Here is a 15,681-nt window from a genome sequence, read left to right as displayed (position 1 = left end):
GCATGATCGACCGTTTCCACCGCGTCACCGAGCGCCGCGCCATCATCGACCGCCGCGAGGTTTCCGAGGCTCTGGCCGCGGTTCCCGCTGACCGCGCCGCTGCGGTCGATGTGCTTCGCGTCGCGCTTGCGGGCGGGCGGGCCGAACTCAAACGGCGGCTGGAAGCCGCGCCCTACAAGGGGCTGGAGCTTGCGAACGGCCAGGCGTTCCTCACCGACCAGCTCGTGCGCCTCGTTTTCGATTTCGCCGCGCAGCGCCTGTATCCCGCCAGCAACCCCAGCGCCGCCGAACGCATCGCCGTCTGCGCGGTCGGCGGCTACGGCCGCGCCGAGATGGCGCCGTTCTCGGACGTCGACATCCTGTTCCTCACCCCGCAGAAATCCACCGGCTGGATCGAGCAGGTGGTCGAGACGATGCTCTACACGCTGTGGGATCTGGGGCTGAAGGTCGGCCACGCCACGCGCTCGATCGCCGATGTCGTGCGCCTGTCGCGCGAGGACGTGACGATCCGCACCGCCATGCTGGAAGCGCGCTACGTGTGGGGCGACGAGGCGCTTTACGACGAGGCGAATGCGCGGTTCCTGAAGGAGGTCGTGTCCGGCACCGAACGCGATTTCACGCAGGCGAAACTCGCCGAACGCGACGCGCGGCATACGCGCATGGGCGACAGCCGCTACGTCGTCGAGCCCAACATCAAGGAGGGCAAAGGCGGGCTTCGCGACCTCCACACCTTGTTCTGGATCGGCAAATATGTGTTCCGCGTGGAGCGCGCGGCCGATCTCGTCGACAAGGGGCTGCTGACCCCGCGCGAATACCGCCAGTTCAACAAGGCCGAGAACTTCCTGTGGGCGGTGCGCATCAACCTGCACGACATCGCGAAGCGCGGCGAGGAACGCCTGACCTTCGACATGCAGCGCGAGCTTGCGGCGCGGCTGCACTATCAGGACCGCGCGGGCATGTCGGCGGTCGAGCGCTTCATGCGCCATTATTTCCTGATCGCGCGGCAGGTCGGCGATCTCACGGGCCTGTTCCTCTCGCACCTCGAAGAGACGTATGCGGAAAGCCGCATCCGTCTGCCGAGCATGCGCCGCGCGCCGCGCACGCTGAACGGCTTCACCGTGCAGCGCGGCCGCATCTGCGTGCCGACCGACGATTTTTTCGCGAAGGATCCGGTCCGCCTCATCGAGATGTTCGCGCTCGCCGAGAAGCATGCGCTTGAAATTCATCCGCAGGCGATGCGGCAGGCGGGCCGCGACACGAAGCTGATCGACGCGCGGATACGCCGCGATCCGCGCGCCAACGCGCTGTTCATGGATGTGCTGACCAGCCGCCGCGCGCCCGACACGGTGCTGCGCTGGATGAACGAGGCGGGGGTCTTCGGCCGCTTCGTTCCCGATTTCGGCCGCGTCGTCGCGCGCATGCAATACGACATGTACCACCACTATACGGTGGACGAGCACACGATCCGCGCCATCGGCCTGCTCGCCCGGATCGAGAACGGAGAGCTGACGGCGGAGCACCCGACGAGCGCCGTCATCATCCACCAGATCACCTCGCGCCGTGTCATCTACGTGGCGGTGCTGCTGCACGATATCGCCAAGGGGCGCGGCGGCGATCACAGCGTTCTGGGCGCCGATGTCGCGCTGGCGCTCTGCCCGCGTCTCGGCCTCACGCCCGCCGAAACCGAAACCGTCTCGTGGCTGGTGCGCTATCACCTGCTGATGTCCGAAACCGCGACGCGGCGCGATCTTTCGGACTTCAAGACGATTCAGGATTATGTCGGGGTCGTCCAGGATGTCGAGCGCCTGCGGCTGCTGATGATCCTCACCGTCGTCGATATTCGCGCGGTCGGGCCCGGCCGGTGGACGGAGTGGAAGGCGCAGCTTCTGCGCGACCTTTATCTCGCCGCTGAAGAAATGCTGCGTCTCGGCCACCAGCAGCGCGGGCGCGTCGAACGCATCGCCGCGAAGAAGGACGAGCTGAAGGCTGCGCTGGGGTGGAGCGACCGGGTCTTCAATGCGCATACGAAGCGTTTCTTCGACAGCTACTGGGTGGCGGAGCCCGCAGGATCGCTGATCGCGAACGCGCGGCAGATCGCGGATGCGAAAGACGAAATTTCGGTCGCGATGACCTGCGACGACGCCCTCGGCGCCACGCAGGTATCGGTCTATGCGCCCGATCATCCGGGCCTTTTTTACCGGATCGCGGGCGGCATCACGCTGTGCGGCGCGAACATCGTCGATGCGCGCATCCATACGACGCGCGACGGCATGGCGGTCGACAACCTCGTCGTTCAGACGCCTTCGGGACGCGCGCTGGAGGAAGCGCACGCGCTCGACCGGCTGAAGGCGACGATCATCGAAGCGGCCTCGGGACAGTTGAAGCTCGCCGAGCGGCTGGCCGCGCGGCCGCTCTCCCGGCACCGCGCGGACGTCTTCAAGGTGGAGCCCAACGTCCTTGTCGATAACAAGGCGTCGAACCGGTATACGGTTGTGGAGGTGCATGCGCTCGATCGGCCGGCGCTTCTGTACGGGCTCACCCGCATCCTGTTCGATTCGCGCCTGTCGATCAGTTCGGCGCACATCGCCACCTACGGCGAGCGCGCGGTTGACGTTTTCTACGTCACCGATCTCACCGGCGACAAGATCGAGAACGCGCAGCGCCTGAGAACCATCACGCGCAAGCTGCTGGCGGTGGCCTCGGGCGAAACCGAAGCAAGAACCGCAGCCTGAAAAAGGACCCGCGCCCCTTTGAGGCACGGGTCCAACTCCCCGGGTCAGCGTGGAGTGTCTCCGAATATCCTCGTCACGGCTGCAAACGCGGCAACGCAGCCGAACGCGCGAGTGAAATCTGCCGACAGCGTCCGCTCGCGTAAAGACCTAACTTGAGACGAAGCGCGCGATCCTGCAACCGATTGTGTCGGATCCCGCAATATTGTTGCCGCGCATCGCCGTTCCTGTTGCCGAAACATCACAGATGTCCGTGCGGCGGGGACCGGAACCTATCGGCTGCGCGGGGCTTGAACGCAGAGGGAAAAGGAGCGCGCCGTGCTGGAAATCGTGAAATGGTCCGCGTCGATCAGCGGCATGGTGGCGGCGCTCGCCGTCGCCGCCGATCTGGGCCGCCGGGTCACGGGATGGGGGTTCGTGCTGTTCCTGCTGTCGAGCGCGGCATGGATCACCGCCGGGCTCATCGACGAGGAGCCGGCGCTCTCCACGCAGAACGCCGTGCTCTTCATCATCAACGTGGTCGGCGTCTACCGCTACCTGATCCGGAAGGTCAGTGCGACAGCACCAGAGGCAGCGGAGCCTCCGTCAGCAGCGAGCGGGTGACGCCGCCGAGAATGAACTCGGCAAAGCGCGAGCGGCCATAGGCGCCCATCACCATATAGCCCGCGCGGACCTCGGCGGCGATGCTGCCGAGCGTGTCCGCCACGCTGCCGCTCTTCGCGCGGGCGTGGACTTCGGCCTTGATCCCGTGGCGGGAAAGGTAGGAGGCCGCCTCGCGCGCAGGGATGTGCGACGCCGAATCCTCCTCGATGCAGGCGATGTGGGCACTTTTTGCGGCGGTGAGCATGCTCATGGCGTTGCGCACGGCCTGCGCGGCTTCGGGCGAGCCGTTCCAGGCGATGAGCGCGGTGGCGGACGGATCGAAACCGATCCGGTCGTCGCGAACCACGAGCACGGGCGCACGCACCTTCGTGGCGATCTCGCCGACGATCGGCAGCGCGGCATCGGGATCGGTCAGCTTGCCCGGGGGGCTCAGCACGATCAGGTCGGTCAGCGGGCTGTGCATCATCACCGCCGCCGATCCGCTGCCGCGCGAATCGATCCAGTCCCAGGACACGCCTTCGTTCTGCAACTGCGCCTCGATGCGCGTGCGCGTCGCCTCCATCGTTTCGGCATAAGCCTCGTAGGCGATCATCGCGCCGGTGAAGGGCTCGCCCGCATAGGCCGCGAACGGCATCGCCTGGAGGCAGGTGAGGTGCCCGCTGTAAAAGCGCGCGACATCGAGTGCGGCCTGAAGCCGTGCGGCCTGCCCGGCATCGTCATGGATATGGACGAGTATCGATTTCATCTTCGCTCTCCCGTTGTTCACCCGAACGGATGTACCCGCCGCCAACGCAGGAAACATTGCGGCAGATCAAGACGGAGAGCGCGGTGGCTAGACGTCCAGATTGGCGACGTTGAGCGCGTTCTCCTGAATGAATTCGCGGCGCGGTTCCACCACGTCGCCCATCAGCCGCGTGAAGATATCGTCGGCAAGGTCGGCCTGCGCGATCTCCACCCTCAGCATCGATCGCACGGTCGGATCGAGCGTCGTTTCCCAAAGCTGGTCGGCGTTCATCTCGCCGAGGCCCTTGTAGCGCTGGATCGCAAGACCCTTGCGGCCGATCTCGAAGATCGCCTCCAGCAGCGCCGAGGGGCGCATCACCTGGCGCTCGCCGAGCAGGATCGGTGTGCGGTAGGCGGCGGCCTCTCCGCCCAGCAACTGGTTGATCTTGCGCGCCTCGGCGGAAAGCAGGAAGGCGCGGTCGATGGCGTAATGATCCGAAACGCCGCGGTAGGTGCGCGTCAGCGTGTAGCCTTCGTCGACGCGGACCGCGCTCCACTGCGCATCGTCGTGCCCGTTCAGCCAGACGGCAACGTCCGCCGCGGCGTCGCGCTCGGGGTTCAGGCCCCCGGAAATCGCCAGCGCCTCGATGATGTGCGGGTCGTAGCGGCCCGGCACATAGGCCATCAGCGATTTCAGCTTGCGCGCCTGATCGACGAGCGTGCGCAGATCGGCGCCGGTGCGCTGGCCGTCCGCCGTCTGCGCGACGATGCCGTCGAGGCCGGTGCGGATCAGATAGTCGTCGAGCGCGGCCTGATCCTTCAGGTAAACTTCGGAACGCCCGCGCGACACTTTGTAGAGCGGCGGCTGCGCGATGTAGAGGTGCCCGGCCTCGATCAGCTCGCGCATCTGCCGATAGAAGAAGGTGAGCAGCAGCGTGCGGATGTGCGCGCCGTCCACGTCGGCGTCGGTCATGATGACGATCTTGTGATAGCGCAGCTTGGCGATATCGAAATCGTCGCGCCCGATGCCCGTGCCGAGCGCCTGAATGAGCGTGCCGATCTCGCGCGAGCCGAGCATGCGGTCGAAGCGCGCGCGCTCGACGTTCAAGATCTTGCCGCGCAGCGGCAGGATCGCCTGGAAATGCCGGTCGCGGCCCTGCTTGGCCGATCCGCCCGCCGAATCGCCCTCGACGAGGAACAGTTCGGACTTCGCGGGATCCTTCTCCTGGCAGTCGGCGAGCTTGCCGGGCAGCGAGGAGATCTGCAGCACGTTCTTGCGGCTCGCCTCGCGCGCCCTGCGCGCGGCCTCGCGCGCCACGGCGGCGGACACGATCTTTTCGACCACGATTTTCGCCGGGCCGGGATTTTCCTCCAGCCATTCGGCGAGCTTCTCGCCCATCAGCGATTCGATCGGCTGCCGCACCTCGGACGAGACGAGCTTGTCCTTGGTCTGCGACGAGAACTTGGGATCGGGCACCTTGACCGAAACGATGGCGGTCAGCCCCTCGCGCATGTCCTCGCCCGTCGGCGACACCTTCTCCTTCTTCAGGATGCCGGAGCTTTCGGCGTAGTTGTTGAGCGTGCGCGTCAGCGCGCTGCGGAACGCGGCAAGATGCGTGCCGCCGTCGCGCTGCGGGATGTTGTTGGTGAAGGGCAGAACCTGCTCGTAATAGCTGTCGTTCCATTCCAGCGCGACATCGATGGAGATGCCGTCGCGTTCGCCCTGCATCAGGATCGGCTCGGAAATCAGCGGCGCCTTGGTGCGGTCGAGATACTTCACGAACGCGGCGACGCCGCCTTCGTAGAACATTTCGATCGACTTCGGCTCGGTGTGGCGGGCGTCGGTCAGCACCACCTTCACGCCGGAATTGAGGAACGCCAGCTCGCGGTAGCGGTGCTCCAGCTTCTCGAAATCGAACTCGATGACCTTGAACGTCTCCTCCGAGGCGAAGAACGTCACCTGCGTGCCCTTGCGGCCGTTCGCGTCGCCCACGATCTTCAGCGGCGCAACGGCATCACCGCGCTCGAAGCGCATGTGGTGTTCCTTGCCGTCGCGGAAGATGCTCAGCTCCAGCCAGTCGGAAAGCGCGTTGACCACCGAAACGCCGACGCCGTGCAGGCCGCCGGAAACCTTGTAGCTGTTCTGATCGAACTTTCCGCCCGCGTGCAGCTGCGTCATGATGACCTCGGCGGCCGAAACGCCTTCGCCCTCGTGAATGCCGGTGGGGATGCCGCGTCCGTTGTCGGTGACCGTCACCGAGCCGTCGGCGTTGAGCGTGATCGTCACCGTGTCGCAGTAACCCGCGAGCGCCTCGTCGATGGCGTTGTCGGACACCTCGAACACCATGTGGTGCAGGCCCGATCCGTCTTCGGTGTCGCCGATGTACATGCCGGGCCGCTTGCGCACGGCATCGAGCCCCTTCAGGACTTTGATCGAATCGGCGCTGTAATCGCTGGAGGGCGCGTTGCTGCTCATGTTTTCCTTAAAGTCTGCTGAGGAGACCGTTTGACACTTCTATATAGGTAGCATCCGGCCCGATTGCACGGAAAAGTGACGCATCGGTGCCGGTCATCCACACCTGCATGGCGTCTGCCTCCAGCATGGCGAAAAGCGCCGTGCGCCGTGTCTCGTCCAGATGCGCGGCAACCTCGTCGAGCAGCAGCACCGGGCGGCGCCCCGTGCGGGCGGCGACGACGCGGGCATGCGCGAGAACGAGGCCGAGCAGCAGCGCCTTCTGCTCGCCCGTGGAGGCGCGCGCGGCGGGCTGGTCCTTGGCGAGATGCGTGACGGCGAGGTCGCTGCGGTGCGGGCCCACGGTCGTGCGCCCAGCCGCCAAGTCGATGCGGCGCGCGTCCGCGAGCGCCTGCGCGAGCGAGTCCGAACTCCACGCTTCGCCTTCCAGCAGCAGCGCGCCTTTCGGGAAGGGCCCCGCCTCCGAAACCGCGATCTCTTCGCCGAGCGCCGCGATCGCCATGCGCCGCGCGGCGTCGACCGCCGCGCCGTGCTCAGCCATCTGCTTTTCAAGCGACGCGAGCCACTGCGTGTCGGGCGCGCGCTCCCCGGTCAGCAGCTTGTTGCGCGATTGCATGGCGGCGTCATAGCGCTGCGTGTGGCCCGCGTGCTGGGGCACGAGCGCCAGCGTCAGCCGGTCGAGGAAGCGGCGCCGCCCGCCCGCGCTCTCCAGAAACAGCCGGTCCATCGCCGGGGTCAGCCACAGCACGGAAAGCCACTCGGAAAGCGCGTTCGCCGCCGCGCCCGCGCCGTTCACGCGCACCAGCCGCCGGCCCGGCGTTTCGGCCTGCGTGCCCGTGCCGATCTCCACGGGCGCCTCCGCGCCGCAGCCGAGCGTCGCCGAGACCGCGAAGCCGCCGCCGCCGCCCGTGCGCGCCATTTCCGGCAGGCCCGCGCGGCGCAGCCCGCGTCCCGGCGCGAGCAGCGAGATGGCTTCAAGCAGGTTGGTCTTGCCCGCGCCGTTGTCCCCCGTCAGCACGACCGCGCCCGGCCCGGCGGAGATATCCGCAAGCGTGTAGCTGCGGAAGTCCGTCAGGCGCAGCCGGTCTATGGTGCGGGGCGTGGGCATGGCGGCCCCGTCTATCGCGTGCTAGTCTCGCGTGCAAAGGGAGGCCTTTATGATCCGTGCTGTCACCTGTGTTGCCGCGATGCTGCTCTCGTCCGCCGCGCTTGCCGACCAGACCGTGGTCTACAAGGGTGAGGACGGCAAAAACCTCACGCTGGAGATCGCCGACAGCGGCGCGGTGCATGTCGCCGGGCCGGTGCCGGGGCAGACGGCGGTGATCCTGGATGGCGCGCTTTATCTCGTCGATACGACACGCGCCGAGGCCCGGGTCATGCGGATCAGCGATTTCGCCGCCGTGGTCGGCGAAGCGATCGGCCCCGTTTTCAAGGGCCTGTTCGAGACGGCGGCGAAGGCCGATCCCGCGCCGAACGTGCCGCTTGTCATCGAGGCTGCGGGCACGGCGAGCGTCGCGGGTTTCACCGGGGAGCGCTACCGCGTGAAGGGCCTCGACGACCAGAAGCCCGACGAGGTGGTCGAATGGATCGCCACGCGCGATCCCGCGCTGGCGCCCGCGGGCAAGGCCATGCAGCAGTTCATCGAGGCGACGATGGTGCTCTCCGCCCCGTTCCTCGGCGATGCCGCGCCCGACATGATCGCCCAGATGCGGCAGGCGTTCGCGCTCGGCACGCCGCTCCGCGCGGGCGCGAAATTCGAGCTGGTCAGCGTGAAGGACGGCGCCGTCGATCCCGCCCGCTTCAAACTGCCCGCCGAACCGATCAGCCGCGCGGACCTGCTGAAGGAGATGAAGGCAGGCTGTCCGGCGTAGTAAGCTGAAGCGGACAGCCTCGATGTCACCCGAGTCCGGCGCGCGTCAAACGCGCATCGGCATCAGCACGTAGAGCGCCGGAGACGACGGGCCTTCGCGGATCAGCGTCGGCGCGGCAGCGTCTGCGAGATGAATCTCGATCTCGTCGGTTTCGATCTCGCCGAGGATGTCGAGCAGATAGCGCGCGTTGAAGCCCACATCGATGGCGTCCGACGCATAGTCAGCGGGCACTTCCTCGGCGGCGGTGCCGGTTTCCGGGCTCGTGACCGACAGCACGATGCGGTCGCGGTCGATGCTCATCTTCACCGCGCGCGTCTTTTCGGTGGCGATCGCGGCGACGCGGTCGACGCCTTCGGCGAGCGATTTGGTATCGACCTTCAGAAGCCGGTCGTTCTTCGTGGGGATCACCCGCGAATAATCCGGGAAGGTGCCGTCGATCAGCTTCGAGGTGAGCACGGCGGTGCCGGCGCGGAAGCGGATCTTGGTGGAGGAGAGCGAAATCTCGATCTCGCCCGTCACTTCGTCGAGCAGCTTGCGCACTTCGGCGACGCACTTCCGGGGCACGATGATGTCGGGCATGCCGTCCGAGCCTGCGGGCGCATCGAGCGCGACGCGCGCCAGCCGGTGGCCGTCGGTCGCGACGGCGAGCAGCTTGCCGTCGACGACGTGCATGAAGATGCCGTTCAGGTAATAGCGCGTCTCTTCGGTGGAGATGGCGAAGCGCGTCTTGTCGATGATCTGCTTCAGCGTTTCGGCGGGAAGCTGGAACTTCGTCGGCAGGTCGCTTTCGGCGATCATCGGGAAATCGTCGCGCGGCAGCGTCGCGAGGTTGAAGCGCGCGCGGCCCGCCGCGATCGACATCTTGTCGCCCGCAACCGCGAGTTCGACCTGGCTGCCTTCAGGCAGCTTGCGCACGATATCGAACAGCGTATGCGCCGAAACCGTCGTCGCGCCTGCCGTTTCGACCTGCGCGGCGATCGAATCGACCACCTGCAGATCAAGGTCGGTCGCCATCAGTTTCAGGCCGCCGTTTTCAACCTCGATAAGGACGTTCGACAGGATCGGGATCGTGTTGCGACGCTCCACCACCGACTGGACGTGACCAAGGCATTTGAGCAGCGTCGCCCGCTCGACCGTCGCCTTCATGCGTTTCCCTTCAAACCCCCGATTAAGAGCGCGCGACTATAGCGGCTCAGTTGGGCATCGGTAGGGGGAATCACTGCTCGAATGCAAGCCGCTAATCGATCCTCTCCCCGTCGTTACTAGAATGAAAGCGCAGCCTTCGCGCGCGATGCAGTTTCGATGAGCCGCGCGAAACCGACGCTGCTAGAGCGCGACTTCGTAGCGCGCCTCGGTCTTCGCGGCGACTTCATCCAGCGTCACGTCGGGCGCGAGTTCGATCAGGCGGAAGGTCTGGCCCTTGGCCGGGCGCTCGAACACGCCGAGGTCGGAGATCACGACGTCGACCACGCCCTGGCCGGTCAGCGGCAGCGTGCAGGCTTTCAGGAACTTCGATTCGCCCGCCTTGTTGGTGTGGTCCATCAACACGACGATGCGCTTCACGCCCGCGACAAGGTCCATCGCGCCGCCCATGCCCTTCACCATCTTGCCGGGGATCATCCAGTTGGCGAGGTCGCCGTTTTCCGCGACTTCCATCGCGCCGAGGATGGAAAGGTCGATATGGCCGCCGCGGATCATCGCGAAGCTGTCGGCGGAGCTGAAATAGCTCGTGCGGCGCAGCTGCGTGATCGTCTGCTTGCCCGCGTTGATGAGATCGGCGTCGACTTCGTCTTCGGTGGGGAACGGCCCCATGCCGAGCATGCCGTTCTCGCTTTGCAGCGTCACGTCGATGCCTTCGGCGATGTAGTTGGCGACCAGCGTCGGCATGCCGATGCCGAGGTTTACGTAAAAGCCGTCCTGCAGTTCCTTCGCGGCGCGCGCCGCCATACCGTCACGGTTCCAGGGCATCAGGCGGCCTCCTTCCGAATCGTGCGCTGCTCGATGCGCTTCACGTACGCCTTGCCGACGAACAGCCGCTGCACGAAGATGCCCGGCGTGTGGATGTGGTCGGGGTCAAGCTCGCCGGGGCCGACGAGTTCTTCGACTTCAACCACCGTCACCTTGCCCGCCGTCGCCATCATCGGGTTGAAGTTGCGCGCGGTCTTGCGGAAGACGAGATTGCCGTACGGGTCCGCCTTCCACGCCTTCACGATGGAAAGATCCGCGACGAGCCCGGTTTCGAGGATGTACGTCTCGCCCCCGAAATCCTTCTGCTCCTTGCCTTCGGCGACCAGCGTGCCGACGCCGGTTTTGGTGTAGAAGCCGGGGATGCCCGCGCCGCCCGCGCGGATGCGTTCCGCCAGCGTGCCCTGCGGGTTGAATTCAAGCTGCAGCTCGCCCGACAGATACTGGCGCTCGAACTCCTTGTTCTCGCCCACGTATGACGAGATCATCTTGGCGATCTGCCGCGTCTGCAGGAGCAGGCCGAGCCCGAAATCATCGACGCCCGCGTTGTTCGATATGACCGTAAGGCCCTTCGTGCCCGAATCGCGAAGCGCCGCGATCAGGTTTTCCGGGATGCCGCACAGCCCGAAACCGCCGGACATGACGGTCATCCCGTCGAACAGAACGCCCTGAAGGGCGCTCGCTGCGTCGTCGTAAAGCTTGTTCGCCACGTGGCCTCCCGCGCTGCTGCAAAGACTGCGGCCCTGCTAGCGCACGCGCCGGGCTTAGGAAAGAGTAGGTTTTCTGTAAAAATCTTTGCATAAGCGCCGCGCATGACGAACCCCACCGCGCCCACACTCTATCTCGCACGGCACGCCGAAACCGTGTTCAACGCCGCCGCGCGCATGCAGGGGCACATGGGCCATACCCCGCTCACCCGCAACGGCATCCGTCAGGCCGACGACATGGGCCGCGCGCTTCGGGGCATCCTCGGCCCGAAGCCCGATATCGATCTCTGGGCGTCGCGTTCCGGGCGCACGATGCAGACGGCGGCGATCATCGCCGAGCATCTCGAGCGCGATTTCTTCGATATCCGCGCCGACGACCGGCTGCTCGAAATCGACGTCGGCGACTGGGAAGGCCGCAGCTATGCGGAGATCGTCGCCGAATCCGGGCCGATCGTCTGCCCGGACCGGCGCGTCTTCCTCAGGAAGCCGCCGAACGGCGAATGGTATCCCGATATCGCGCGAAGGCTTTCGATGTGGCTTGCGGACCTCGATCCCGCCCGGCCCGCGCTCGTCATCAGCCACGGCATCACCGCACGCGTGCTGCGCGGCGCGCTCGTCGGCGGCACACCCTTCGCGCCGGACTGCGCGCCGCTTGCCGCCGATGCGCCGCAGGGCACGGTCTTCCGCATCGAAGCCGGGCGCGAGGAGGCGATCCACGTCGGCCACGGCTCGGCGGACGGCAAAGCGAAGGGCTTCTAGGCAAAACGCCTGAAAAGCCCTACAGGACGCGCCATGCCGACTGCAGCCATGACGATTCCCGGCGGGGCCGACCCCGTTCCCGTGCCGCGCGCACAGACCGTGCGCGAGGACGGTCGCGTCGATCTTGTCGGGCTGAACAAGGCGGAAATGGCGGCGGCGCTGATCGCCGCTGGGGTTCCTGAAAAGCAGGCCAGGCTTCGCGCCAAGCAGGTGTGGCACTGGATCTATCACCGCGGCCTCACCGACTTCGCGGGCATGACCGACATCGCCAAGGACACGCGCGCGCTGCTCGCCGAGCGGTTCGTCGTCGGCCGCCCGGAGGTGACGCAGCAGCAGGTCTCGACCGACGGCACGCGCAAGTGGCTGCTGAAGACCGACGACGGCAACGAATACGAGATGGTGTTCATCCCCGACGCCGATCGCGGCACGCTGTGCGTTTCGAGCCAGGTGGGCTGCACGCTCAACTGCCGCTTCTGCTATACCGGCACGATGAAGCTGGTGCGCAACCTCACCGCCGGCGAGATCGTCGGGCAGGTGATGCTCGCGCGCGACGCGCTCGGCGAATGGCCGCAGCCGGGCGAGGATCTGACCGGCGAGGCGCGCATGCTTTCCAACATCGTGATGATGGGGATGGGCGAGCCGCTTTACAATTTCGACAATGTTTCCAAGGGCCTCGGCATCGTCATGGACGAGACGGGCCTTGCGCTCAGCCGCCGCCGCATCACGCTGTCGACAAGCGGCGTCGTGCCGATGATGGCGCGCGCGGGCGCCGAGATCGGCGTCAATCTCGCCGTTTCGCTGCATGCCGTGACGAAGGATGTGCGCGACGAGATCGTCCCCATCAACCGCAAGTACGGCATCGACGAGCTTCTGAAGGCGTGCGCCGCCTATCCCGGCGCGAACAATGCCCGCCGCATCACGTTCGAATATGTGATGCTGAAGGACAAGAACGATTCAGATGAAGACGCGCGCGAACTCGTGCGGCTCATCCGCAAATATAATCTGCCCGCGAAGGTGAACCTGATTCCGTTCAACCCTTGGCCCGGCGTCGCCTACGAATGCAGCGACGACGCCCGCATCGCGCGCTTTTCCGACATTATCTACAAGGGCGGCATCTCTGCGCCGGTGCGCACGCCGCGCGGGCGCGACATCATGGCCGCCTGCGGCCAGCTGAAGAGCGAAAGCGAGAAGCTGTCGCGCGCCGACCTCGATCGGATCGCGGCGGAAAAGCAGGCCGCGCTGGCCTGAGCGCCGATACTGTCAGATGCCGATCAGGCGGTGGGGAGAAGTTCCAGCGTCACGTCGGTGAGCCCGGCGTTCAGCATGCCCAGTTCGCGCGCCGCCGCTTTCGAGACATCGATCACGCGGCTGCCGGTGAAGGGGCCGCGATCGTTGACGCGAACCGTCACGCTGCGGCCGGTCTTCTCGCAGGTCACCTTCACGATACTGCCCATCGGCAGTGTGCGGTGCGCTGCGGTCAGTTCGTCCTGGTCGAAGATTTCGCCGTTCGCCGTGCGGCGGCCATCGAACTTGTCGGCATAATAGCTGGCGCGTCCGGCGCCGATCAGCTGCGTTTCGCTTGCGAAAACCGCATCATCGGCGTCGAGGGTCGCGGAAAGTTCATCGGCGAGCGGGGAGGGCGTCGACGCTTCGGCAAACGCGCACAGCGCAAGCGCCGTCGCTGCCGCAGCAGCAGCGCGGATCCAGCGTCCGCGAATCTGAACGAGATTTGACCCCATCGCGATGCTGCACTGACGACTTCGGTTCGCCGTATCCACTCGTCTGCGACGAAGCGTTCTGCCCTTGCGTTCCGGCGAACCGCCGAACAGGGGATTTGCACGCGCCAAGTTCTTGATTAGGATCGCATCATGCTGCTGCTCGATCGCATGCTGAAGCGGCTCGTCCGCGACGGCGAACTGACGGTCACCACCTCGGATCGGCGTGTGCGCCGTTACGGCAGGCCTCATCCTGCGCTGGTGCCCGTATCCCTGCATTTCACCGACGCGCGCACGCCGCTGCGCATTGCGCTGAGCCCTGCGATCGGCGCCGCCGAAGCGTTCATGGACGGGCGGATGCAGTTCACCGCAGGCGGCATTTCAGACCTGCTCGACCTTGTCGCGTGGAATGCCCGCTGGTCGGACGACAATGGCATCCGCAGCGAAACCCGCCGCGCCCAAAGCCTTGCCGCCTCTCTCTATCAGCTGAATTACCGCCGCGCCGCGAAGCGCAACGTCGCGCACCACTACGACCTGTCCGACCGGCTCTACGACCTCTTCCTCGATGCGGACCGCCAGTACAGCTGCGCCTACTACCGCACCGGCGCCGAACCGCTCGAACAGGCGCAGGTCGACAAGAAGGCGCACATCGCCGCCAAGCTCGCGCTCGCGCCGGGGCAGAAGGTGCTCGACATCGGCTGCGGCTGGGGCGGCATGGCGCTGTACCTGAACCGCGTCGCCGATGTGGATGTGCTCGGCATCACGCTGTCGGAGGAACAGCTCAAGGTCGCGCGCCGCCGCGCCGCCGAGGCCGGGGTCGCCGACCGCGTGCGGTTCGAGCTGATCGACTACCGCGACGTGACGGGCGCGTTCGACCGGATCGTTTCGGTGGGCATGTTCGAGCATGTCGGCACCCCGAACTACCGCACCTTCTTCCGGCATGTCCGTGAACGGCTGACCGAAGACGGTGCCGCGCTGATCCACACCATCGGCCGGGCGGACGGGCCGGGCGCGACCGATGCGTTCACCGCGAAATACATCTTCCCCGGCGGCTATTCGCCCGCGCTTTCGGAAATCGTACCCGTCATCGAGCGCGAGATGCTGTGGATCACCGATGTCGAGGTGCTGCGGCTCCACTACGGGAAGACGCTGGACGAGTGGCTGCGCCGCACGGAGGCCGCGAAGGCGGAGATCGTCGCGCTCTACGACGAGCGCTTCTACCGCATGTGGACCTTTTATCTCGCCGCCGCGCGGGGCGCCTTCCGGCACGACGGGCACGTCAACTTCCAGATCCAGCTCGCGCGCCGCCGCGATGCGCTGCCGATCACGCGGGATTATATGGCAGAGGCCGAGGCGCGTTACGCCGGGATGATATGAACCACCGGCCTTTCGGACGCGCGCGCGCGGCGCTCGGCCTTGCGGGTGCTGCCGTGCTGGTCCCGCCCTGGCTGCTGATGCACCCGGCGAGTTCTCCCGCAAAAGCGCTCGAACGCGGCTTCCACCGCGCGATCGCCGCGGGTTTCGGTCTGCGGCCGCAGGTGCGGGGAACGCCGGGCGCAGCGGGCACGATGCTCGTCGCCAACCATATCAGCTGGGCCGATATCATCAGCGTCGCGGCGGTGGTGGATACGGATTTCGTCTCGAAAGCCGATGTCGCGGCCTACCCCGGCCTCGGCGCGCTCGCGGCGCGCACCGGCACGATCTTCGTGGAGCGCGAGCGGCGTTCGCAGGCGGTCAGCCAGATGGAAACGATCCGGGCGCGGCTGCGCGCCGGTCGGCGCGTGCTGATGTTCCCCGAGGGCACGACGTCGGACGGGCGCGGGCTTCTTCCGTTCCGCAGCAGTCTTTTCGCTGCGGCGGATGCCGCCGTCGCGGTCCAGCCCGTCACCATCCGCTACACCGCGCCCGGCGGCGGCCCGCTCGATCCCGCCGTGCTGGACGCGATCGCCTGGATCGGCGACGAGGACATGCTGCCCAATGCGCTCGGCCTCGCGCGTCAGCGCGTCGGGGTTCTGCTGCATTTCCACGAGCCGGTCGCCGCGTCGGCGTTCGATACGCGAAAGGCGCTCGCCGAACATTGCCGCGATATCATGCTTCGCCACTACCGGGCGTAAACGCGGTGGCGCTCTCGCCCGA

Annotated in this window: 14 protein-coding genes; 7 read left to right on the top strand and 7 right to left on the bottom strand. The window is 66.5% G+C overall.

Annotated features, from left to right (window positions below; all coding sequences use genetic code 11):
* Positions 1-2: 2 nt before the first annotated feature.
* Both GGQ98_RS09835 and GGQ98_RS09830 read left to right on the top strand, forming a co-directional pair.
* Positions 3-2,732: a [protein-PII] uridylyltransferase gene (locus tag GGQ98_RS09835; protein WP_184068841.1), complete on the top strand. Its 2,730-nt coding sequence runs from the start codon at positions 3-5 to the stop codon at positions 2,730-2,732.
* Between the two features lie 315 nt (positions 2,733-3,047).
* Positions 3,048-3,332 carry a hypothetical protein gene (locus GGQ98_RS09830; protein WP_341534182.1) on the top strand — a complete coding sequence of 95 codons (285 nt, stop codon included), beginning with the start codon at positions 3,048-3,050 and terminating at the stop codon, positions 3,330-3,332.
* Here GGQ98_RS09830 and GGQ98_RS09825 read toward each other — a convergent pair.
* The 3 genes from GGQ98_RS09825 to recF all read right to left on the bottom strand — a co-directional run bounded on the left by GGQ98_RS09825 (position 3,280) and on the right by recF (position 7,636).
* Positions 3,280-4,077, bottom strand: a complete 798-nt coding sequence (locus GGQ98_RS09825; RefSeq protein ID WP_184068739.1) for a universal stress protein — start codon at positions 4,075-4,077, stop codon at positions 3,280-3,282. The genes GGQ98_RS09830 and GGQ98_RS09825 overlap by 53 nt on opposite strands.
* A gap of 87 nt (positions 4,078-4,164) precedes the next feature.
* Complete coding sequence (gene gyrB, locus GGQ98_RS09820) at positions 4,165-6,531, bottom strand: DNA topoisomerase (ATP-hydrolyzing) subunit B (RefSeq protein ID WP_184068736.1); 2,367 nt, start codon at positions 6,529-6,531, stop codon at positions 4,165-4,167.
* Positions 6,532-6,538: 7 nt separating this feature from the next.
* The gene (gene recF / locus GGQ98_RS09815) at positions 6,539-7,636 is read right to left on the bottom strand and encodes a DNA replication/repair protein RecF (protein WP_184068733.1); all 1,098 of its coding nucleotides are present in this window, start codon (positions 7,634-7,636) and stop codon (positions 6,539-6,541) included.
* Positions 7,637-7,685: 49 nt separating this feature from the next.
* Between recF and GGQ98_RS09810 the strand changes: the two genes are divergently transcribed.
* Positions 7,686-8,399, top strand: a complete 714-nt coding sequence (locus GGQ98_RS09810; protein WP_184068730.1) for a hypothetical protein — start codon at positions 7,686-7,688, stop codon at positions 8,397-8,399.
* A 45-nt stretch (positions 8,400-8,444) separates the two neighbouring features.
* Here the strand turns inward: GGQ98_RS09810 and dnaN are convergent, their stop codons facing one another.
* The 3 genes from dnaN to GGQ98_RS09795 form a co-directional block, all read right to left on the bottom strand.
* A complete protein-coding gene (gene dnaN / locus GGQ98_RS09805) occupies positions 8,445-9,545 on the bottom strand; it encodes a DNA polymerase III subunit beta (protein WP_184068727.1) in 1,101 nt (366 codons plus the stop codon).
* 180 nt (positions 9,546-9,725) lie between these two features.
* Entirely contained in the window at positions 9,726-10,367 is a 642-nt protein-coding gene (locus GGQ98_RS09800) for a CoA transferase subunit B (RefSeq protein WP_184068724.1), read from the bottom strand.
* Positions 10,367-11,074: a 3-oxoacid CoA-transferase subunit A gene (locus GGQ98_RS09795; protein WP_184068720.1), complete on the bottom strand. Its 708-nt coding sequence runs from the start codon at positions 11,072-11,074 to the stop codon at positions 10,367-10,369. The genes GGQ98_RS09800 and GGQ98_RS09795 overlap by 1 nt, the downstream gene beginning before the upstream one ends.
* Before the next feature lie 102 nt (positions 11,075-11,176).
* Between GGQ98_RS09795 and GGQ98_RS09790 the strand changes: the two genes are divergently transcribed.
* Both GGQ98_RS09790 and rlmN read left to right on the top strand, forming a co-directional pair.
* Complete coding sequence (locus GGQ98_RS09790; protein WP_184068718.1) at positions 11,177-11,830, top strand: histidine phosphatase family protein; 654 nt, start codon at positions 11,177-11,179, stop codon at positions 11,828-11,830.
* Between the two features lie 33 nt (positions 11,831-11,863).
* On the top strand, positions 11,864-13,078 hold the full coding sequence (rlmN, locus tag GGQ98_RS09785) for a dual-specificity RNA methyltransferase RlmN (RefSeq protein WP_243451802.1): 1,215 nt from the start codon (positions 11,864-11,866) through the stop codon (positions 13,076-13,078).
* 23 nt (positions 13,079-13,101) lie between these two features.
* On the opposite strand, the gene GGQ98_RS09780 is transcribed toward rlmN, so the two are convergent.
* Complete coding sequence (locus GGQ98_RS09780; RefSeq protein ID WP_184068715.1) at positions 13,102-13,569, bottom strand: septal ring lytic transglycosylase RlpA family protein; 468 nt, start codon at positions 13,567-13,569, stop codon at positions 13,102-13,104.
* 129 nt (positions 13,570-13,698) lie between these two features.
* Here GGQ98_RS09780 and GGQ98_RS09775 point away from each other — a divergent pair, with 129 nt between their 5' ends.
* Positions 13,699-14,922, top strand: coding sequence for an SAM-dependent methyltransferase (locus GGQ98_RS09775; RefSeq protein WP_184068712.1), 1,224 nt, complete (start codon positions 13,699-13,701; stop codon positions 14,920-14,922).
* Complete coding sequence (locus GGQ98_RS09770) at positions 14,919-15,659, top strand: lysophospholipid acyltransferase family protein (protein ID WP_184068709.1); 741 nt, start codon at positions 14,919-14,921, stop codon at positions 15,657-15,659. Before GGQ98_RS09775 ends, GGQ98_RS09770 begins: the two co-directional genes overlap by 4 nt.
* Positions 15,660-15,681: the final 22 nt, after the last annotated feature.

The sequence above is a fragment of the Sphingosinicella soli genome (genome assembly GCF_014199685.1).
GTDB classification, from domain to species: Bacteria; Pseudomonadota; Alphaproteobacteria; order Sphingomonadales; family Sphingomonadaceae; genus Sphingosinicella; species Sphingosinicella soli.
This window is presented reverse-complemented; position numbering and strand designations above follow the sequence as displayed.